This window comes from Klebsiella terrigena (assembly GCF_012029655.1).
GTDB lineage: Bacteria > Pseudomonadota > Gammaproteobacteria > Enterobacterales > Enterobacteriaceae > Klebsiella > Klebsiella terrigena.
This window is the reverse complement of record NZ_CP050508.1, coordinates 1,922,336-1,943,840: the sequence shown is the minus strand read 5'-3', so window position 1 is coordinate 1,943,840 and position 21,505 is coordinate 1,922,336. Positions and strand designations below refer to the sequence as shown.

Below are 21,505 nucleotides of genomic sequence, written 5' to 3'. Positions count from 1 at the left end.
AGATGAGCAAAATCCCTTGGTATCTTGGTCAATTTGATCGCAGAAATTATCAGTCTTACCTCAAAGCCATCGCTCAGGAAACGCCTGATGGTTGGCGTACGCTCGAAAACCCTAAGAAACTGTTCCCTCCTACGGGAGAAGTTGAGTTTAACGATGCTGATGCTTTGCCGCTTCGTAAGGGCGAATGGGCCGCTTTTCATGTTGGGCCCGGCATACGCAACAGAGCGCAGGCGAAACATGCCCGCCGTATTTATCCTTATTATGATTTATCTGCCGGCCAGTCGCTGCTGGAAGTGCGTCGCCAATTGAGTTTCGATGGCATAACGACAGATGGCGAAGCGGGATTATGGGCAATCCGTTTTGGGCCGGATGGTCTAATTCTGGCGAATTTGGTTGAGTTGAAATCAGGTTATCTGATCCTGTCCAAAAGCCAGAACGTTTATGAATATGATTTCCATGAATATGGCGTTATTTCCGTATCAGGCATATCTGAAAGGGGAAAATCGTTTTATATGCCCGATGTCGATGCGTCACCTACCAGGATCCATGACTGGACGCCGGATAAGCAGTACATCGAAAACGTCATTCAACTCCTTTCCTGCGCTGATTCGACTGCCGCAATTGCTTCATGGCTTCGGGTGCATACAAATGAGCAAAACGGGAAATTAGCTTCCGGTGTCGATGCTCTTCTGGCTGCTGCTCAAACGCTCCGGGCAGGAGAGCTGGCTAAGAAACTGGAGGAAGAGGATTCGCTGACTCGTCAGTTTACCGAAGCGGTGTTGAAGGACCAGCATATCGCCCACCTTCTCGACCATCAGATACAAAACATTGCGGAAGAAGAGCGAGTCGCGTTGCGCGTCGAACAGCATAAGGCGCTCGATCAAGAGTTTTCTACTGAACGACTGCGACGCCGTGAAGCTATTGAAACGGAAATGGCCGTTTTTGAGAAGACAAGGAAAAGCGAGATCGAAGAGGAGATCGCACAATTACGGCTTCTCGAAGAAGAAAAATTACAGATTGATTTTGCAGAAAAGCAAGCGGATATAGAACGAACGCTCAAACAGGAAAAAGCGTATCTCGAAAGCGAAATTAGCCGTCTGAAAGACGCTACCGCTGTTTTATGTGCTCAGAACGAAAATCAGCATCAAATACTGGCTTCCTTGACCTGCGAGCGTGAAGTGTGTTTGGCATCTTTAACAAATGTCGAAGAACGTACTACTCAGGCGCAAAATGAACTCGAAAAAATGGATATCGCTATTGCTGAGAAGGCTCGTCGCATGACTTACTCAGCGATCCCCGAAGTACGCCTCCCGGCGCAAGCGAGAGTCGTATCCTGCGAAGAATTCGGTCATACCGTCAGAGAGAACAAGTTGCTGACGCCCGACGGAAAGATACTCATGACGCAATTTCTGGCGTTGATGTTGGCCGGCGAGTGTCCGTTGCTATATGGCCCGGAAACACAAGACTTCCTTGCTATTGCCGAATCACTGATTTCTTCAGGCCGCTCCATTCGACTGGTTGCCGATCCGACGATGATTTCAAGCGAGGATCTTTGGGTTCGCGCGGGAAATCATCTGGCAACGCCGCTTTACCAGGGATTATTACTGAGTGGTGCCTCCCGTCCTCGAACGATTTTCGCCGTTATTGAGCGTGTCGAATGTTCCGGCGCGCGTTTCTGGTTACCGGCGCTGAAAGGCAGTGTGCGTGACGGTGATGTGCCCCGACGCTTTCTGATTTGCGGTACCATTGAAAATGAAGATTGCGAAGAAGTGGAAAAAGTGAAAGAGAGGCATCTTCGTCTACGGATGGAAAATGTCGTCATTCAAAATGCAATTGCGTTGTCTCCCCTGCATCTTTCCCCAGAAAATCATAGCGAGCTGAATCCTGGCGCGGCACCGCTGAGTGAGATCTCGGACAAACTCGTAATCGCGAATAAAATGTCAGCCGGGCGTCTAAATCTGGCAAACACGCTACAGGCGATGAGAACTGCGCATGAAGTCGGGTTGCTCGACGATGATAACAAAGTGATGCTTCAGAAGCGGTTAGTCGATTTATACGCTGATTTACAGAATAACGAGATATGCGCCCAATAGATTACAGGAGAGGGAAATCATGTTAGATCCCATTGGCGGTTTTCGCCGCATCCAAGACTTCTTCATTTCATACATAGAAACCAACTTCCGGATCGCCGACCCTTTTGTCGCGATTTCAAGACGCAATCTTTTGAACAGTAGCGGGGAATTCGCTGCAGAACCTTATATTGAACCCGTTTTACGGTATGAATCGTCGGATAAAATGCTTGAAGATCTGGTCGATATCGACGGCGGGCCGCTGAATAGCCTGTCTCCTGAAGGCCGAAAGGCGTTCGTCGAACTGGCATTATCTGGTCTGTTCGATTCGCAACCCGGCGATGCAACCTGGCAGCGTCGTTCAGTCCATGCGCCTTATAGCCACCAGACTCAAATGCTGGGACGCGGTCTGCGTCCCGGCAGTCCCGGCATAGTGACGTCAGGTACAGGTTCGGGAAAAACGGAAAGTTTTATGCTGCCTATTCTGGCAGCATTATCAAATGAGGCTGTCAACTGGACCATGCCTCACGGAGGCTATCTACAAAACCGATGGTGGAACGGCGCAGAAAAGAACTGGGTTTCTCGTCGCGAAGGAGAAAAACGCCCGGCGGCGGTCAGGGCGCTGGTGCTTTATCCGATGAACGCTCTGGTTGAAGATCAAATGGCGCGCTTGCGTAAAACATTGGATTCAGATGATGCGCGAGAGGTTATGGAGCAGCGTTTCGCCGGAAACAGGATCTTCTTTGGGCAGTATACCAGCGCCACACCGGTTACCGGCTACGCCAGCCATCCCCGTCTTTCCAGCACCAGTTCGGAAAAAAGTCGTCGTGCCCGTAATCTTGAAAAATTGCGTAAGGCGTTGAACCGAATTGATAACGATCAACAGGCCGCACGCATATTCGACGAAAAAGAAACTTCTTCGGAAAAGACTCGGTATATATTCCCTTCGACAGACGGCGCGGAGATGGTTTCTCGCTGGGATATGCAATCTACCCCGCCTGATGTTCTCGTCACCAACGCCTCAATGCTGGGAGCAATGCTTTCGCGCGAAGTCGAGAATAATATTTTTGAAGCTACGCGCGAATGGCTGATGAACAATGACGACGCTTACTTCTATCTGGTGTTCGATGAACTGCATTTAATGCGCGGTTCCGCAGGTACGGAAACCGCTATGCTGATTAAATCACTAATTGTTCAGCTCGGACTTGACGCACCGAAACACCGTTACAAGCTGCGTTTGCTAGCGTCTTCCGCATCGCTACCGATGGACGGCACGGATGGAGAGCAATCGCGGAAGTACCTGCGGGATCTCTTCGCCCCCTTCGGCACTTGCCGAGACTCTCTGGATCCTGGCTGCGTCGAACCAGATTTCTGGCGTAACTGCGTCGTTCAGGGAAAACCTTTCATTCCGTCGAAGCCATCCGGAAAAATCGCCGTACAGCCTTTTGCCGCATTAATGCGGGCTGCCCTTGCAGATCAAGGCAATGTCGTCCGTAATCTGAACATGACGGACGAGCTGAAACAGGCGTTACTTGATATATTCCAGGCTCTCGGCGTGAAAGAGCAAAATGTCACACAAGGCATCAAACAAGCGGCGGAAATCGCCGCCGCGTTACTGACAAACGCCTGCATTGAAAATGACGGCGAATTGCCTCGAGCAATGCCACCTGGACTGATCATTGATAAGATATTTTTGAGGGAAGATCCGGGTAAGCCAGATGAGTCGGAATTGGCACTACGTGGATTAATGCTGGCGCGCGCGCTGCCGGAGTCCGGGATTGATTGCGAGAAGCCAGCCAATGTTACGCCAGCCTTTCGTGTGCATACATTCGTCAGAAATATCGAGGGTTTCTTCGCTTCCGTATCTCCGGGAGACAAAAAGGCGAAATTCGCCGATTTTTGCCTGGAACGAGGCATGTCGCATACGCCATCAACACCAGACGGAAAACGTGGTCGCCGTTTGTTCGAAATGCTGTATTGTGAAGCGTGTGGCGACTTGCTGCTCGGCGGTCAGAAGGGAAAAAATGAAGGCTCGACGGTTGAACTACTGCCATCAGCGACCAATCTGGAAAATCTTCCGGAACGCCCCGGCGCTGAATATTACGATGATATGGCGCTGGATGAGTTTGCGGTTTTCTGGCCTGTCGATATAGTTGATGAAAATCCAGCAAGCAGCGAAAAAAATTGGGATGTATGGGAAAAGGCAGCGCTTAATCCTATCACCGGAATTGTGACTGTCGGACAAGACACATCAGCGACGAATGCCGATTTGGTTCGAGGATATCTTTATTTCCAGAAACCGGCCCCGAGCAAAAAAGGCGAACCATCGGAAAAACCTTCCGCACAGCCTTTTTGTTGCCCGAACTGCGGTATCGATTATTCCAGTCGACCAGCCAGCAATCGTTCCAGAACCCCCATTCGCGCATTTCGTACTGGTGTGACTAAGTCATCACAACTTGTGGCGACAGAGTTATTTGAATTGCTGCATTCGATCGGTGCAGAAGCCAAGAGTATTGTTTTTTCCGATAGTCGACAGGATGCGGCATCGATGGCGCTGGAAATCGAACGATTGCATTTACGCGATCTGCGCAGGGAAATTTTGGTCTCAGCCGCCAGAGAGATGATCCGAGAGGCTGAAAACAAGTATATTTCTGAAGACAGTATCGATGAGAAAATGGATTTAGCCCTACAAGTTAAAGACATGATTGAGTATGTTCGCTTACATGAACTCAAACAAAACCAAGCGGGCATTGCTGATCTATGTAAGTACAGGCGAGTAAAAATCGATAAATTGCTGGAACCAGAAGGCGATTCCATCGGAAGAGTATCCTCCGAACTGGCTGGGCTGGGAATATCGCCTTACAAATATCACCCAAACGCTGATGGGGATGGCAGCGACATCTGGTATGCCAATTTTATAAAAGAGAAAAATATCGTTAAATATCATGAGAAGCTTTCTTCATCTGCACGATTGGATCTCAAAAAGAAGATACTTGATACTCAGTCTGAATTAATTGATGACGTTATTTTTGCCAATACCTTCTTCGCGTTGGAAGAGACGGGATTAGCGTATCCATGCATTTCAGATAGAGAGGATACAACCGAGCTTGATGCTTGGTTAAGAGTATTTGCTGGTATTTATCGCGTCAAAGAAAATAAATATTTTGATCCCGAAAATGCTGTCGAATGGAATACAGGAAAAGATGTAACTAAAGAGAAAGTAAAGCGTATAGCTAGAGCTATATTTGGCGAGAATAATTACCTAGAAAATTTAACACAAATCTTAAATAATTTTGCTATGCGAGGGCATTCAGCTGGTTTATTCAATATTGGTAAATTATATCTCAAGGTAGCCAAACCAGGCGATCCCTATTGGCAATGCAGCAACTGCGAGCGGATCCACTTACATTTAGGGTTTAAGCGTTGTACCCGTTGTACGAGACCGCTTGATACCAAATCCAAAGGCGTCGTTGAAAAGTTATGGGAAGACAATTTTCTTGGCAAACGTATAGTGCGAGGCGAACGGGACGGCGTTAAACGCTTCCGGTTGAACGTCGAGGAGTTGACGGGACAAACGGATGATTTCTCAGACAGATTACGCAAATTCAAGGGGATTTTCGTTGATGAGATGAGCGAGCTTGAAAAACTGAATGCTGAAATCGATATGCTTGCCGTCACCACGACGATGGAAGTCGGGATTGATATTGGTTCGCTTCAGTCAGTATATCAGGCTAACATGCCGCCCCAGCGATTTAATTACCAACAGCGCGTCGGTCGCGCAGGACGACGCGGCCAGGCATTTTCTTTTGTGATCACATTCTGCCGCGGACGAACTCACGATGCTTATTACTTTGCTCATCCGCATGCGATCACCGGCGATCCACCGCCTCCTCCTTTCCTGGCAGTAGATCACGACGCAATTCCCCAAAGACTTTTGCGGAAAATCTGGCTTAAGAGCGCGTTTAACGATATGCGCGAAGAATGCCGAAAAAACAAAATGATATTCCCTGGAGATAAGCTCGTTCCGCCAGATGTTCATGGTGAATATATTTCAACGCATGACTACTATCATGATAATAAAGTTGACTGGGCCAAACTATTGTATCGCGCGTTGGAAGTAAATCAGAACATACGAGAACGCTTTATTGAAGCAGCAACATTTGACCCCGATCAGCGCCGACGCCTTTATTCCGCAATTAACACCGAAAGAATAATTGAAGAAATTGAAAAACTAAGGCCTTCCGCGCCTGACGACAGTACGGGCCTTGCTCGTTTTCTGGCCGAACGAGGTCTGTTGCCGATGTATGGAATGCCGACTCGGGTACGTAATCTTTATCTGGGATTGCGCAAAACAAAAGGGGCAAATGGTGAGACGGAATACGAATGGTCAACGATGGATCGCGATCTTGATCTTGCAGTTTTTGAGTATGCTCCTGGCTCGGTGTTAATTAAGGATAAAAAAAAGCATCAAGTGATCGGCTTTACCGGTAACTACCGAGAACCTCAAGTCCGAGATAATCGAGTTTCAGATCTCTCAACGGTATGTTCATGGAAAGAATCGAGTCACTATGTTGCAATTTGCCATTCATGCGGATCCGCTAAACTTGAGCAAAATAAACCTGTTAACGACATTGGTTGTGAGGATTGCGATACACCTATTAGCCCAGAAGAATTCGAACTCTATATCACGCCTGCCGCTTTCCGTACGGATTTCGAACCAAAAGATGACATGGACAGCTTTACTCGTATGTCGTTAAAAACTACTGCAACCGTATTGCATAAAGATATCCCAGAAAATTGCGGTACTTTTAACGTACGACGTGGTGGCGTCACTATTTTGCGTCTTAATGATGGGCCGATTAACGGAGAGAAGGAAGGTGAACGATTTTCCGTTGATTTAGCGACGGATCAAAAGGCTCCTATTCCTTTAGCTACCTACTACTCGCCAATTAAAGGGAATCAAGCGATTGATACAAACTGGGCTGGATTACGCAATAACTTTAGATGGCGGTGTACTGGCGAAAAAGAAAACTTTGGGCTTGTATCAAGCAAAGAGACTGAGTCGCTCCACCTGGAGTTAATGCAATTTGATGCTCGCCTTAATTTGAACATGATAGCCAGATACGGCGAATACATGAATTTGCCTACGCGCGCGGCGGCTATCAGCGCGACTCAAATATTAACGCACAAAGCTGCGCTCTATCTGGATGTCTCTCCAGACGAATTCGAAACGCTTGAACCCCGACTCCATCATGAGAAACCTATATTGCAAATCGCAGACGCGTTGATCAACGGTTCAGGATTATGCAGACGGCTTGCCGAGCGAGTCGTCGTTGGTGGGCCGCCTTTGATAGTCACATTATTGCATGAGATTCTGGAAGATAAGCGAGTCTGGCCAATGGTTGATTTTCTTAAGAAGGATCATCCCGCTCAGTGTCAAACTGCCTGTTACAAGTGCATACAGCGCTACGGTAACCGCCGGTATCACGGTTTACTGGACTGGCGTTTAGGAATGGCATACTTACGAGCAATGGTTATACCTGAATTTGCCTGCGGTCTGAACGATGATGACTGGATTCATCCTGAAATGATCGGATGGCGAGACAGAGCATTTGAGCTGGCGGAAGACGTCGCGGCGTTACGGCCTGGAACAATCAAATTGTCTAAAGAGTACTCATTACCGGTTCTTACCGAAATTCAGGATGGAAAAGAACTCTGGCGCGCAGTCGTTACGCATCCTCTGTGGCAATGTAGAGAACCTGAGCGAAATGTTCTGATTGACTCCTTGGGGCTAGTTGATGGGAATTCTTCGCTGCGGTTCATTGATACATTCGAGCTGGAAAGACGGCCATTACGCGCGCTTGCTAACCTTAAACGGAGTTAAAAATGTCGCAATAATGCTGATAGTTACTGGCTGATGTTTTTTTGCTGGATGCGCTTTCGATATGAAAGCGCATTTATGCAATGACATGACATGACATGACATGACATGATGTAAGTATGCCAGCTTCAGTTCCACATACTTTTTGAGATTTCCGGTTTCTCGGCCATCAGCCGGTACTCTTCCGGTGTCTGGTTATTCATGGATTCATGGGGCCGCTCACTGTTGTACTCATTCAGCCAGCGTTCCGTTATTTCCCATACTTCGTTCAGCGCTCTGAACAGGTAGAAATCCAGTATTTCTGTCCGGTACGTCCTGTTAAAACGTTCGACAAACGCATTCTGCGTCGGCTTACCCGGCTTGATAAATTCCAGCATCACACCATGGTCTTCAGCCCATTGCGCCAGCGCCAGTGATATTAGTTCCGGTCTGTTATCTATCCGCACCTTCACTGAATATCCACGATTTTCCACTATTCTATCCAGCACCCGCACGACCCGCTACGCTGGGTTATTCAGATCAATTTCGATAGCCAGAGCTTCACGGTTAAAATCATCCACAACATTAAAAGTCCGAAAACGTCGGCCACATGTCAGGACGTCGTGCATAAAATCAATCGACAAACTTTGGTTGAGCGCTTCCGGCGTGGCCAGCGGAGCCGGATTGCGCACCGGCAGGCGTAGTTTACCCTTACGACGAAAATTCAGTTTTAATAGACAGTAAATTCGGTGTACCCGCTTGTCGTCTAATCAGTCAATATCTGAATCAGATGGGGTCTTTGTCGTCTTCGTAGTCATTTTTTAGATGCTACAACATGTTGCCAGACGTCGTCTTCATTCCTATGTGATTCCCGCAGGGATATTGCCCTGCAAAGCGTGTCCCGGAATTGAAGTGTACGACGAGCTCAATCTGATTTGATTATGAATTTTCGTTCTTTAATTTGCCGCTTTAAGACGTTCATTATAAAATGTCTCTGATTTCCACATACTTAACATCAATGTCGTCAGTTTTCGAGCCAGGGCAACAATAACCTTCTTGTAACCCATCCTGCGTCGGAGTCCATTTGCCCATATTGCCAGGCTTGTATCAGTACCATAACGCGTTAACAGGCAGGATGCTGCTTCGTAGATAAGCGTGCGTGTCATTCTGTTTCCCTGCTTTGAGATTCCCCCATTTCTGTCAACTTCGCCGGATTGATACTTTTTGGGCGTTAATCCGAGGAAAGCTCCTGCATCGCTGACCCGTCTGAAGCGAGAGGGGTCGTCAATTGACGTTTTAAAACTTAATGCAGTCAGAACACCCACACCCGGAATAGATTGCAATATCTGGCAAACCGGATCTTTTCGGGCTAATTTTTCTAGCATGTAGTTAAATTTTCTTATTTGCCCGGAAAGATGTTCCCAAGTATCAAGCAACATAATAACTGCAGGTTTAACTGTTTCCAGCGAAGGTGATGACTCGAGTACGGCACGTTCAAAAACACTATTTTTCCCGGGTGGAAGAACAACCCCGAAGGTTTTCAAAAGTCCGCGGATCTGATTCGTTACGGCAACACGAAGCTGGACCAATTTTTCCCGGCTGGTAAGAATGAGTCGTTGTTGATGGCATTGAAGACTTTTGACATGTACTGGCTTGTACCAGCCGGAAAGAACCAGTCTTGCTATACCAAAAGCATCATTTTGATCGGTTTTATTTAACTGCATAGATAAAGCCGCATGAACATGTCGTGCGTGGATACAGTCAACGTCCAGACCAAAATTCCTGAGAGAATGGTAAAGCCAGACGCAAAGCGGCCCTGTCTCCAGACCCACTTTCGACTTATCAAATCCTTCAGAAAAGAGATAATCAGCTATAACACCAGGATGCGTATCGACGTTAACCATCCGAATTTTATTACCGTTATGGTCTATAACGCAGATGCTTGTTTTCTTCTGGGAAACATCAAGTCCAACGAAAGTTTTCATGGCAATCACCTCAGATATCACAGACTGGGATCGTATTAAGATTACAGCATGTGGTTCCAGACGTGTTCCTGCCTGCGAAGCACCTGAAAAAGCTTCTTAAATCCGTAGCGGGGATAGCGCTCGGCCGCCTCGGTCAGCACCTGGATCACCGCTTCATCACGTCGCGTATCCGGTTGATAACGATACTCCGTCCTGCTCAGCGATAACGTCCTGCATGCCTGGAGTACGCTCATCGTAAACTGCGCGGTCAGATAACTGACGAGCTCACGCTGTATCGCTGGTTTTAAAGCTTTTTCGATGACGTCTTTCACCGCCCGGCATTCCAGACTCAGATCGGCAAACATCTGCTTCAGGCGATGATTCTCGTCCTCAAGAACTTTGATTTTTCTGATATCAGCGGCTTCCATCCCGCCATATTTCGCCCTCCAGTTGTAATAGCTGGCTTCGGAAATAGCGGCCTCGCGACACACGTCTTTGACGGTCCTGCCCGCTTCGACAGACTTCATAACGGCGATGAGCTGGTGCTCGGTGAATAGAATTTACGCATAGCGATCTCCTCAGGGGGGCATAATCAGTATGTCGGAAAATCACTAAAAGTGAATGGGCCGCTTGGGTGGGATACTTACAGATACTTAGAAAGATCCCATTTAACCTAAATGTTATTATCTCTCTGCCGATAATCCTACTTAATGTGCTTAAGCGAGCCAATTTCAAGTATGCACCAACGATCTGACAACAAGGAAGAATACGATGCCAAGTAAATCAATAAAGGCAATAGTTCAGGAAATCAACAACGATGAAGCTGATGGAGGCGGACTTTGGCTACCAAATATTCAGAGACAGTTTGTATGGAATACAGATCAAATTGCCCGCCTTTTTGACTCGGTGATGCGCCAATACCCTCTGTCTTCAATGCTTTTCTGGAAAACCCGCGAAGCGATAAAACACCGTAAATTTATACAGAACTTTAATGGCGGTAAGGTTGATTTAAAGGACCATTATCATCATGGTAAAACTAAGGCAAAATGGCTCGTGCTCGATGGTCAACAGCGTCTACAGAGCTTCTATCTGGCATTGAAAGGGAGTATAGACGGCCGGGTATTGCATTTTGATTTACTGAGTGGTGAGCAAACGAGTAAAGAAGAACTACGTTATCGCTTTGAGTTTATGGATATGTCTAGTACCGGTTGGCCGTGGATGGCAATGTCCGACATTATCTACAACAAGAAATTGCCTGAGCAGATCCTCGGCCAGCGCATCAAGGAAGAAGGACTGGAGCTGAGTGGTGGAGAACGTGAGCTGGCAACAATTAACCTCAGCAGAGCGCGTATGGAGTTCAGCAATGAAGGCGCTTTGCTATATCATGTGATTGACAGCAGTGACGATGAAAGCGATCTTACTTTTGACGATGTGGTTGAAGTTTTTATTCGCGCAAACTCAGGCGGTACGCGTTTAAGTAAGTCAGACCTGATGTTTACCCTGCTTTCCACAGAATGGTCTGAAGCAGATGTGATTTTTGAGGATTTTCTCGAGCAAATTAACGATAACGATCGCTTCAACTTCTCTCGTGATTTTCTCATCAAGCTGAGTACTACTATTCTGGGTTACGGCGCTAAGTACGATGTAGATAAATTACGTGACGATGAAGTCCGCAGAAAAATCAGTGAGAACTGGCCAGCAATAGCCAAAGCGCTGCTCTTTGTAAAAGGCGAGATCGTCAGTAAAACCTATATCCGTACCGGAAAAGCCCTTACATCCTATAATGCACTTATCCCGTTGGTATATCTGCAGTATCATTTCCCCAAGAAACTCGAAAAATCGCAAGCCTTAAAACAGTATCTGATACCTGCGCTTCTCAATGGAGTATTTTCCGGTCAGCCTGATGGCATCATTGATAAACTGGTAAAGTTGATTGATGAGCAACAAAGTTTTGACGTTAAAAAAATTCGTGCTGCGATTGTGTCGTCCAACCGGAGCTTGCATTTAACTGAGGAACGTCTCTTCGACTGGTGCGGCTATGGTAGTGGACATATTCACCTTCTGTTCAACATGTGGTATGGGGGAGAGTACAAATCCTCCGGATTCCAGCACGAACCACAAATTGACCATATCTTCGCACGTAGCATACTGAAAGCTGAGAAGGAACTTAACGAAAAAACCGGTCGCCAGATCCGAACCTACGAAAACTGGGAAATTGACCAGTTAGCAAATTGTATGCTTTTGCCTGCGCATCAGAATGGCTCAGGTGATAAAGGTGCACAACCGCTGGACCAATGGCTGAGAAATCAATCAGCCGATTTTTTAGAGTTACATTGCATCCCCTCTTCACCGAAAACACTCTGGAAAATTGAAAATTACAGACGCTTTATCGAAAAGCGCAAACAACTGATCCAAGAACGTATAGCTGAAATTGGGCTGCTGGAATCTGAGGAGTAAATAACCTGAAATATACGGGCATGAATGTACTGGAATTAAATTGCCCAAATTTGCTAAGTGCAACTATGGAAGGTAATAGCCTGGGATTTCCCTATGTATCAGTGTCATCCTTTGACCTGCCCTTTATTGATTAACAAATTGTGACGTACTCAATGTCCGCTCCTGGCACGGAGCGAAGAGCGGACATGAGTATTGCAATATGCTAACTGATGAGACCCGCTCAAGCAGACCTTTTCATAGGGTTACCTATAATCAGTTTAATTTTCATGATCTATGTGCCTATACGCCATTGCGGTTCTACCCAATCCTTAAACCAATTGAGTGATTCTGATAATGCTGTTATTTGAGCAAATTCTTGATAATAAGCATTAACTATGGCCATATCAGTTATGTAAAGTGCATTTTCGAACGACATTCCGGCATTTTTAGTTATGTTGAATGACCCAGTCCAAACAGCATATGGACTAATTTTTATCCTTGAACCACTTTCAGGGTCTTCTGGAACATTATAATCAACATCCTTTTTGGAAAAAATAATAAATTTATTATGCATTCGCGGGAACGCCGCAGCCTTAGCATTATTCACATTACCGATACATGTCACAGAGTCAATTGAAGGATCACCAGCATAAGACATATTTGGAAGAATTGTCCCTTCAAAATCATAGCGTGTTAGCGAGTTTTTTAGGTTGCTATATTTTTTTCTAAGAGTTTCTTTAAAATCATTTTTTGCCTCAATATCCGGTCTTAAGAAGTCCTCTTTTTGAATCACAAAAACCACTTCTTTATCATCTTGGGCTAAAGCATCAAGCACTGAGTAACTTGTTAACCATGCAACAGCACCAAGCACAATATCTGCTGACTTGATATGGTTAATTAAATGCTTCTCCAAATCTCTGAAATAAACACTTGTTGTAGCTGATTGAGTATTAAAATTGTCTAAAGTTTGACTCTTTCCGTCAGCGTCAGGTATCAATAATTCATTAAGATTATTTATGGTCATTTAAAATTTCCATTTTATAAGCTATTGGATTGCACAACTGCAGATAGTCATCATTATAAGTAATGATTGACATTTTAACATTCAAATCTTCCGGTTGCCTGAATACGCAGCCAACATGAAGCCGGTTATTCCTGATTATGAATGGATCATATTCGGGGTCAGGGTCAAGAATCTGCTCCCCTAGTTAATACTTGGTATTAACTAGGGGAGCAGAACCATAGAGTTAGCAGTTTGATGCAGTATCAGCAACTCTTCTATATTTAGTAAGCAATTCTACTTTACGTAATTCAATCTCACGCATAATGCTTGATTGAATATCATGTATTTTAGAAGGCGACGCACCTTTAACCTTTATATTTATAAAGGTAATGCACAATTCAGGATTCACTGGAATTTTTCTTCCATATTCACTGAATTCGTATGCAACCTTGCATTCACCAGAATAAGATTCATAGCTAATCGTATAACTTGCCACAACCTTAGTAACACGTACATACGGGTGTATATGTTTCCATTTAATCGATATTATATTCTCTAAATTCCCTTTAACTCTATACTGGTCAATATCTTTTTCGAGGAAATTAGTCACTGCATCTGATTGTTTTTCATAACCAGTAGAATGGTCAGGGTTAAAATGAACATCGTCTATTTTTTGATGGTAGAATAAGTATCCAATATGAAGGGAAGCTAATTCATTAAGGAATTTCACTCTTTTTTCATTTTCAAAATCATCCATTAAAACTCTACCTCGATGAGGCGAGTGCTCAATTATATTATTGTTTTCCAAATGCCCCTCTATTAAGGTTATGACATTTTCAGCTATTTCTTTAGTTTCAGGAGATGTGTGATTTAGTTTGACATTCATTAAAAGCTGGGAATCACCAGTGATGCTATTCAAGTCTTTCTTGATTTCCACCGATCCTTTAAAGAATTTCTCAGTTATATACCAATCATCTAAAATATCTGTTTTACAAATTTCGAACTCCATTATTACAGAGTTATTACTTCTACCATCTAGGGATGTGAAATCGCTAAAATCAGAAATCTCATAATTGATATAACCATTTTTTGTAATTTTACCGACATCTACAAACCCACTAACTTCCTCAAGCAAATCAACATCTTGCTTGAGATTAAAGTTTCTGAAATTTACTTTATCTAATTTTTCCTTTGTTTTAATGCTAGTTAATAAATCATAAGATTCATCAGGGCTTAGTAGAGAGGTAATCAAGTTTGGAACTGTGCCCGATTTTTCAGACACTCCGCAAAAAAGCCCTCTTTCTTTAAGAAGATTATTGATCATTGTAGAATTACAGTTTTGCTGACTCACAAGATTTTTCAGTTCATCTCCGGAGGGAATGAAATCAATATCATTTTTCATCAGAAATGCTCCTGAAAGTGCTGTTATAAGAATCAACGATTAATGTAATATCTCCTACGACATCCTCAGAGCCATCTTCACAGCTCTGCGCCATTTTTACCTCATCAACTGAAGGGGAGTCTGTGAGTTTATTATATTTATTGAAATAAATCTCATAATGATTTGCGAAATCGGAACAAAGCTTTCTAGCTAGTTTATATACCAATCCCAGTGATTCTTTACTATAATTAAAATCGCAAATTAATATAAATTTTCGCCCATTATCATCAGGCACAGAAATAGGAATTATTGGAGAGGTAATATATTCAACAGGCATTATTTTAGAATGTCTTGTTGAAGATGAAACATTTAACGTTGTGTTAAGGCAGAAAAATGTTATTTCACCATGCTTTTTCTTGATAAAATTTATCGAGTTGTATAAAAATTTAGCTCTTGCATTATCAATAAGGTGTATGGCACTGAATTTGAGGGTCGTATCGATTCTATGATTGATGATTTGACTTTTAATATTATCATTTGAATCGCTCTCATCATTATTTAAATAAAACAAAACCCCAATATCTTCTTTTCTTGAACTACCTGGAAATTGTCTTGTTATAGCTCTTTTAAACTGGGATTTTGAATAACATTCAATGGTATGGGCCAAGTCTTTAAAATGTGAACGAAAAGTGGTTTTGACTTTATCGTAAGGAACTGATGAATACTTTGCGGAAACAACAACACTTACTAATGATTGCTTTTGAAGCATAGAGTTGTAGACATACAAAGCATCTATCCCATGTGTCTTTTTAGCATGCTCTCCAACACAGCAATCTAATTGCTTGTTACTACATAGATTTTTCCATCCAAAGAGTTTTAGAAAGTCATTGACTATCTCCTCTCCCACCTCTCCAACATATTTTGAAAACTCGCCCATTGCCTAAACCGCCGTCTGTTAAATTATGATTCCTTATAGTATTAATCTTATTCACATTTAGCAACATTAGGAGTAAGCAAGTCGAATTTGAAGTGAGTCAACACTCAACTTCTGCTTCTGCTTCTGCTTCTGCTTCTGCTTCTGCTTCTGGCACAAAGCAGACTTTTTGATGCTCACTTTAGCTACCCATCCTTCATATATAGAGTTCACCATAGAACGATCAACACATGAAGCGAAGCGTATAAGCCTGCTTTAAGTAAACGGCAACGATGGGTGGTCATTCTGGTGGTCTTGACAGAGCGGCAATTCAGGTTTAGCTTACTTATTAGCCAGTTACTGGCAAAGGCGATCCCAGTCAGAGGAGCCAAATTTAAGAAGCCTGCTTAGGAAACTACGCAGGCTTTTTGCTTTTTATCCCCTCCAGACGGTTCACCTCTCCGGCATCTCAAATAGCCTGGCAACGCCCGGGCGCCGCCAGAGCTCAATCTACAGGCCGTTTTATCGCCGAACACCTGGCTGACCGCGTCGGACAGCGCTAGCGCGAAGCAAACCGGGCGACGTGCTCTGCAAGAAAATCAATCTCCTGCGGCGTATTGTAGAAAGCCAGCGAAGGCCGGACGGTACTTTCATAGCCCAAGCGGCGCAGGATCGGCTGCGCGCAGTGATGTCCGGATCGCACGGCAATCCCGACCTGGCTCAGATAGCGCCCCACGGCTTCATTTTCATGCCCCGCCAGCACGAAGGAGAGCACGCTGGTTTTATTCGCCGCGGTGCCGACCAGCGTCAGGCCCGGAATAGCCGACAGCTTCTCAATGCCATACTCCAGTAAGGCATGCTCGTAGTGCGCAATATTTTCTATCCCCAGGGAAGTGACGTAATCGATAGCCGCCCCCAGCCCGACGGCATCGGCAATATTGCCCGTTCCCGCCTCAAACTTATTCGGCGCGGGCTGATAGCGCGTCAGTTCAAAGGTCACGTCGGCAATCATATTCCCCCCGCCCTGATACGGGCGCGCCTCCTCCAGCACGTCCTGTTTGCCGTACACGACGCCGATCCCGGTCGGTCCAAAAATTTTGTGGCCGGAGAAGACGAAGAAATCGGCATCCAGCGCCGTGACGTTGGTCGGGATATGCGAAATAGACTGCGCGCCGTCAATGGCGATGCGCACGCCAAACCGATGGGCAATCTGTACCAGCTCATGAACCGGCGTGACGGTACCCAGCGCGTTGGAAACGTGAGTGGCGGACACAAAGCGGGTTTTGTCATTGAATAACCGAATGTATTCCTCAACGATCAGCTGCCCGTGCTCATCAACCGGCGCAACGCGGATCGTCGCGCCCGTCTCCTGCGCAATAAGTTGCCACGGCACGATGTTGGCGTGATGCTCGAGCTGCGTGAGGATAATCTCATCCCCCGGTCGTAACAGCGGCTTCACGTAGCTGTGCGCAATCAGGTTGAGCCCTTCGGTGGTACCGCGCACGAAGATGATATTCTCCGGACCGCGGGCGCCGATAAAGCGCGACACTTTCTCACGCGCGGCTTCGTACGCATCGGTGGAACGTGCGGCCAGCGCATGCGCCGCCCGATGAACGTTCGAGTTCTCGTGTAAATAGTAGTGGCTGATGCGATCGATAACCTGCTTCGGGCGCTGGGTCGTCGCGGCATTATCCAGCCAGACCAGCGGATGACCGTCCACCCGCTCGGCAAGGATCGGGAAGTCTGTGCGGATCCGCTCAACCGGGATCTGCCCGACCCGCGTCGGTGGCGCAGGTTGGGTGCCGGAAGCAGGCAATGCGGCAAACCCGCGAGGCGCGATGTCCGCCCTGCTCTCCTGGCCCAGCGGAACCACCCTCGGCGCGTAAGCGGCCTCTCCGGCACGCGGGCGTGCGGGCGAATCGCCCGACAGGCCTTGCAGATCCCGCGCGTCGGGCAGGCCATAATCGCGCGCGGAGGGCGCCTCGCCGGGCCATCCGCCCGGCGCGTGGGGAAGCGTGAATAGATTACTCGTAGTCATAATATTCCCCCACCTCAACGTCTTCCAGCACGGCAATGGCGTCATCGGCGAGGATCGCGGCGGAGCAGTAAAGTGAGAGTAAATAGGAGGCCACGCCGTTATCGTCTATCCCGCGAAAGCGTACCGACAGCCCGCGAGACTGTTCGTTTGGCAGCCCTTCCTGATAAAGCCCCAGCACGCCGCGTTTGCTTTCACCGGAACGGATCAGCAGGATATTGGTTTTCCCGCCCTGGCCTTTCGGGTTTTTCAGGCCATCAACAAACAGCTTATCTGAAGGAATAAGCGGAATACCGCGCCACAGGATAAAAGTACCGCCCTGTAAATTCACGGTAACCGGCGGGACGCCGCGTCGCGTGGCTTCACGCTGAAATGCGGCAATCGCGCGCGGATGGGCCAGGAAGAAGGAGGGCTCCTTCCACACTTTTGACAGCAGCTCATCCAGGTCATCCGGCGTCGGGCGGCCGTTGCGGGTCTGAATACGCTGCGAATCAGCGATATTTTTCAGCAATCCATATTCATCGTTATTGATAAGCTGGCTCTCCTGGCGCTCGCGCAGGCTTTCAATCGCCAGCGCAATTTGCTCTGACGCCTGATCGTAAGGCGAGCTGTAGAGATCGGCGATTTTGGTATCCACGTTGATAATGGTCGCAATGGAATCGAGCTGGTATTCACGTGGCGTGGTCTGATATTCGATATAGCCCTGCGGTATCTCAACGCGGGTCGGGTCCTGGCTGCACAATGCGTCGAGCGGCGTTTCGCCCTCCACGACCTTGTTGACCCGATAAATCCCCGACTCCAGGCCCTTATAATCGAGGAAACGGCTGATCCAGCGCGGGGTAATTGCCGCAAACTGCGGAGCCGTTTTGGTCACGTTCGCTAACTGATACGCGGCTTCACGCCCCAGTGCATTAATGCCTTTTTGTTCTGCCATGATGATTCCTTAGTGTTTGAAATAGTGGAGCTGAAGGTTAGTACTGCGGCAAACGGGTATCGACATCCCGCGCCCAGGCGTTTAGGCCATCTTTTAAATTCATCACGCGCCCCTGATAACCCGCGCGCTGCAGTGCCCGAATCGCGAAAATACTGCGCTGCCCTATCTTGCACAGAAACACCGCATCGACCGTCGGATCGAATTCGCCGATGCGTCTGACTATCTGACCCAGCGGCATCACTTTTGCCTGCGGGAATTTGGCAATCGCCCTTTCGTGGGGCTCACGAATGTCGATCAGCTGCAGGGGTTTTCCCTCCTCTATCCAGGCGTGAAGCTCCCTGGCCGTGACGCTTTCAACCGGAATTTCCGCCTCATCGGGCTTCAGTCCGCAAAACTCTTCGTAATCAATCAACTCATGAATCGACGGATGCTCACCGCACACCGGGCAGCCGGCATCCCGCTCCAGCCGCAGCTCGCGCTGCTTCATTTGCCACACGTCGAAGAGCAGCAGACGGCCAATCAGGCTCTCGCTGCCGCCGACGATAAGCTTGATCGCTTCCGCCGCCTGGATGGTGCCGATAATTCCCGGCAGCACGCCAACCACGCCGCCTTCCGCGCAGGAAGGCACCAGCCCCGGCGGCGGCGGCTCGGGATAAAGACAGCGGTAGCACGGCCCTTCCCCGGCATAAAAGACGCTGGCCTGCCCTTCGAACTGGAAAATGGAGCCGTAGACCAGCGGCTTCCCCAGCAAAACGCAGGCATCGTTGATCAGATAACGGGTGGGATAGTTGTCCGTACCGTCAACCACGAGGTCGTATTCGCGAATAATCTCGAGCGCGTTTTTACTGCTCAGGGTGGTGTTATAGGTCACCACCTGAAGGTCGGGATTGATCGCTTTAAGCTTGTCTTTCGCCGAGGCGACTTTGGGCCGGTTGAGATCTTTGGTGCTATGAATGATCTGCCTTTGCAGGTTGGAGATTTCGACAAAATCAAAATCGACAATCCCCAACGTCCCGACCCCCGCAGCGGCCAGATAAAGCGCCACCGGCGCCCCCAGTCCTCCGGTGCCGATAATCAGCACGCGGGCCGCTTTCAGACGCTTCTGCCCCTCAAGCCCCACTTCCGGCAGCAGCAGATGGCGGCTGTAGCGGGCAATTTCCGCATGCGTCAGCTCCGTCAGACGGTCGTCAGCAATAATGCTCGGTCTGCTCATACCGCCTTCCCGACGCCGCCTGCAATGGCGGGGACCAGCAGCACCTCGGCGCCCTCGCCGATCGGGGTCTCCAGCCCGCCGGTGGTCTTAATATTGTTCTCCCCCACGTACAGATTGATAAAGCTGCGCAGCTCCCCCGCGTCGTCGTACAGATGCGGCTGAATGTCAGGGAAACGCTCCGCCAGCGCGGCGACCAGCTGCCCAACGGTGTGGCCTTCGAGGGTCACTTTCCCCTGGCCATCGGTGAAGGCGCGAAGTGCGGTGGGAATCAGTAATGTCGATGCCATAGTGGTAATCTCTCCGTGTTTTTTCTGGATTCAGGCAGCGTGCTGCCCGTTATTCGCCTTATGGAACGGTGCGCACGTCCTCCGGCAAAAAGCGCTGGCGGTCCTGCGTCAATCGCCAGCTGGTGAGCGCGCCCGCCTGCCGCTGCGCAACCGCAACGATGATGTAGGCGTAAAACGGCAGCGCGTGTTCGCGGTCAAATTCCGACGGAATGGCCGGATGATCGGGGTGCGAATGGTAATAGCCGACCACGTCCACCTCCTGAGCCAGCGCGGCGCGTTCCGCCCGCAGGGAGTCGTCGGCGGTGATGACAAAACGGTGGTACTGCTCCTCCGACTCACGGGCATTGACGATGGGAAAAATCGCCGTCACGCGGGCATCACCCTGGGCGGAAAAATGGCCAAAGAGCGCGCCGCAGCACTCGTTGGGGTAGGCCTTTTCCCCTTCAGCGCTAATCTGCTTTGCAATTTCGCGGGTTAATTCAATCATTGGTTTCATTCCAGAAAGAGTCAGCCAGATAACGCGAGCCGACATCACACAGCAGCGTGACCACCACCGATCCCGCTGGCAGCGTGCGGGCCAGCCTGGCGGCGGCGGCAACGTTTGCCCCGGATGAAATGCCGACAAAAATGCCGTCCCGCCGGGCGAGGCGTCGTGCGCTCGCATAGGCCTCCTCGGTAGTGACGGAAATAACATCGTCGAACAGGGTTTCGTCGAGAATGCCCGGCTTGATGCTGCTGCCCATATGCTTCGTTCCTTCAATGCCGTGGAACGGCGAGGCGGGCTGCACGGCGAGCGTTTTCACCTGCGGATCCTCATACTTAAGCCGCCGCGCGGTGCCGACAAAGCTGCCGGAGGTGCCCATACCGGCGACAAAATGGGTGACCTGCTGTCCGCTCTGCTCCCAGATCTCTTTTCCGGTCGTTGCGAAATGCGTATCTGGATTGACGGGGTTGTTATACTGGTCGGGATAAAAATAGCGTTCCGGGTGCGCCGCGACCTGCGCCTGAACCTCTATATAGGCGCCGTCAGAGCCTTCAAGCGGATCGGTTTCCACAATCGTGGCGCCATAATGGCGAATAATACGTTTGCGCTCCGGGCTGGTATTCTGCGGCAGATACAGCCGGACGCGATATCCGAGCGCCGCGCCAATCATCGCGTAGGCAATGCCGGTATTGCCGCTGGTCGCATCAATAATTGTTTTATCCGGCGTTAATAAACCCCGCGCAATCCCGTCCAGCACCATGGCTTTCGCCGCGCGGTCTTTCACCGAGCCGCTGGGGTTCATAAACTCTGCCTTTGCCAGCAGCGTTACGCCTGGCAACTCTGCGGCAAAAGAGGGCAAGGTTATTAACGGCGTAGCGCCGATCGTTTCAAGTAAATTCATAATGATTATCACGCCGTTATTTTTA

General features: G+C 48.1%; 13 protein-coding genes and 2 pseudogenes. 3 read left to right on the top strand and 12 right to left on the bottom strand.

Annotated features, from left to right (window positions below; translation table 11 throughout):
• Window positions 1-2: 2 nt before the first annotated feature.
• Window positions 3-2,093, top strand: coding sequence for a hypothetical protein (locus tag HCK03_RS09085; RefSeq protein ID WP_167691436.1), 2,091 nt, complete (start codon window positions 3-5; stop codon window positions 2,091-2,093).
• Window positions 2,094-2,112: 19 nt separating this feature from the next.
• Window positions 2,113-7,953: a DEAD/DEAH box helicase gene (locus tag HCK03_RS09080; RefSeq protein ID WP_167691435.1), complete on the top strand. Its 5,841-nt coding sequence runs from the start codon at window positions 2,113-2,115 to the stop codon at window positions 7,951-7,953.
• Between the two features lie 125 nt (window positions 7,954-8,078).
• Here HCK03_RS09080 and HCK03_RS09075 read toward each other — a convergent pair.
• The 3 genes and pseudogenes from HCK03_RS09075 to HCK03_RS09065 all read right to left on the bottom strand — a co-directional run.
• Window positions 8,079-8,690 (bottom strand): annotated as a pseudogene (locus tag HCK03_RS09075) (integrase core domain-containing protein); the annotation flags it as partial.
• Window positions 8,691-8,885: 195 nt separating this feature from the next.
• Window positions 8,886-9,914, bottom strand: a complete 1,029-nt coding sequence (locus HCK03_RS09070; protein ID WP_167691434.1) for an IS110 family RNA-guided transposase — start codon at window positions 9,912-9,914, stop codon at window positions 8,886-8,888.
• A gap of 50 nt (window positions 9,915-9,964) precedes the next feature.
• Window positions 9,965-10,420, bottom strand: a pseudogene (locus tag HCK03_RS09065) (transposase); the annotation flags it as partial.
• Between the two features lie 244 nt (window positions 10,421-10,664).
• On the opposite strand from HCK03_RS09065, the gene HCK03_RS09060 reads away from it, so the two are divergent.
• Window positions 10,665-12,350, top strand: coding sequence for a DUF262 domain-containing protein (locus tag HCK03_RS09060; RefSeq protein ID WP_167691433.1), 1,686 nt, complete (start codon window positions 10,665-10,667; stop codon window positions 12,348-12,350).
• Between the two features lie 271 nt (window positions 12,351-12,621).
• On the opposite strand, the gene HCK03_RS09055 is transcribed toward HCK03_RS09060, so the two are convergent.
• The 9 genes from HCK03_RS09055 to HCK03_RS09015 all read right to left on the bottom strand — a co-directional run bounded on the left by HCK03_RS09055 (window position 12,622) and on the right by HCK03_RS09015 (window position 21,480).
• Window positions 12,622-13,353, bottom strand: coding sequence for a phospholipase D-like domain-containing protein (locus HCK03_RS09055; protein ID WP_167691432.1), 732 nt, complete (start codon window positions 13,351-13,353; stop codon window positions 12,622-12,624).
• 223 nt (window positions 13,354-13,576) lie between these two features.
• Window positions 13,577-14,734 (bottom strand): GapS4b family protein, encoded by a 1,158-nt coding sequence (gapS4b, locus tag HCK03_RS09050; RefSeq protein ID WP_167691431.1) that lies wholly within the window; start codon window positions 14,732-14,734, stop codon window positions 13,577-13,579.
• Complete coding sequence (gapS4a, locus tag HCK03_RS09045; protein WP_167691430.1) at window positions 14,724-15,650, bottom strand: GapS4a family protein; 927 nt, start codon at window positions 15,648-15,650, stop codon at window positions 14,724-14,726. Before gapS4a ends, gapS4b begins: the two co-directional genes overlap by 11 nt.
• Before the next feature lie 535 nt (window positions 15,651-16,185).
• On the bottom strand, window positions 16,186-17,664 hold the full coding sequence (locus HCK03_RS09040) for a cysteine desulfurase (RefSeq protein ID WP_167691429.1): 1,479 nt from the start codon (window positions 17,662-17,664) through the stop codon (window positions 16,186-16,188).
• Entirely contained in the window at window positions 17,651-18,595 is a 945-nt protein-coding gene (locus HCK03_RS09035) for a family 2A encapsulin nanocompartment shell protein (protein WP_041146290.1), read from the bottom strand. Before HCK03_RS09035 ends, HCK03_RS09040 begins: the two co-directional genes overlap by 14 nt.
• Window positions 18,596-18,632: 37 nt before the next feature.
• A complete protein-coding gene (gene moeB / locus HCK03_RS09030) occupies window positions 18,633-19,808 on the bottom strand; it encodes a molybdopterin-synthase adenylyltransferase MoeB (RefSeq protein ID WP_115192360.1) in 1,176 nt (391 codons plus the stop codon).
• The gene (locus tag HCK03_RS09025; protein ID WP_041146292.1) at window positions 19,805-20,095 is read right to left on the bottom strand and encodes a MoaD/ThiS family protein; all 291 of its coding nucleotides are present in this window, start codon (window positions 20,093-20,095) and stop codon (window positions 19,805-19,807) included. Before HCK03_RS09025 ends, moeB begins: the two co-directional genes overlap by 4 nt.
• Window positions 20,096-20,153: 58 nt before the next feature.
• Window positions 20,154-20,582, bottom strand: coding sequence for a M67 family metallopeptidase (locus tag HCK03_RS09020; RefSeq protein WP_115192359.1), 429 nt, complete (start codon window positions 20,580-20,582; stop codon window positions 20,154-20,156).
• The gene (locus tag HCK03_RS09015; protein WP_115193923.1) at window positions 20,575-21,480 is read right to left on the bottom strand and encodes a PLP-dependent cysteine synthase family protein; all 906 of its coding nucleotides are present in this window, start codon (window positions 21,478-21,480) and stop codon (window positions 20,575-20,577) included. Before HCK03_RS09015 ends, HCK03_RS09020 begins: the two co-directional genes overlap by 8 nt.
• Window positions 21,481-21,505: the final 25 nt, after the last annotated feature.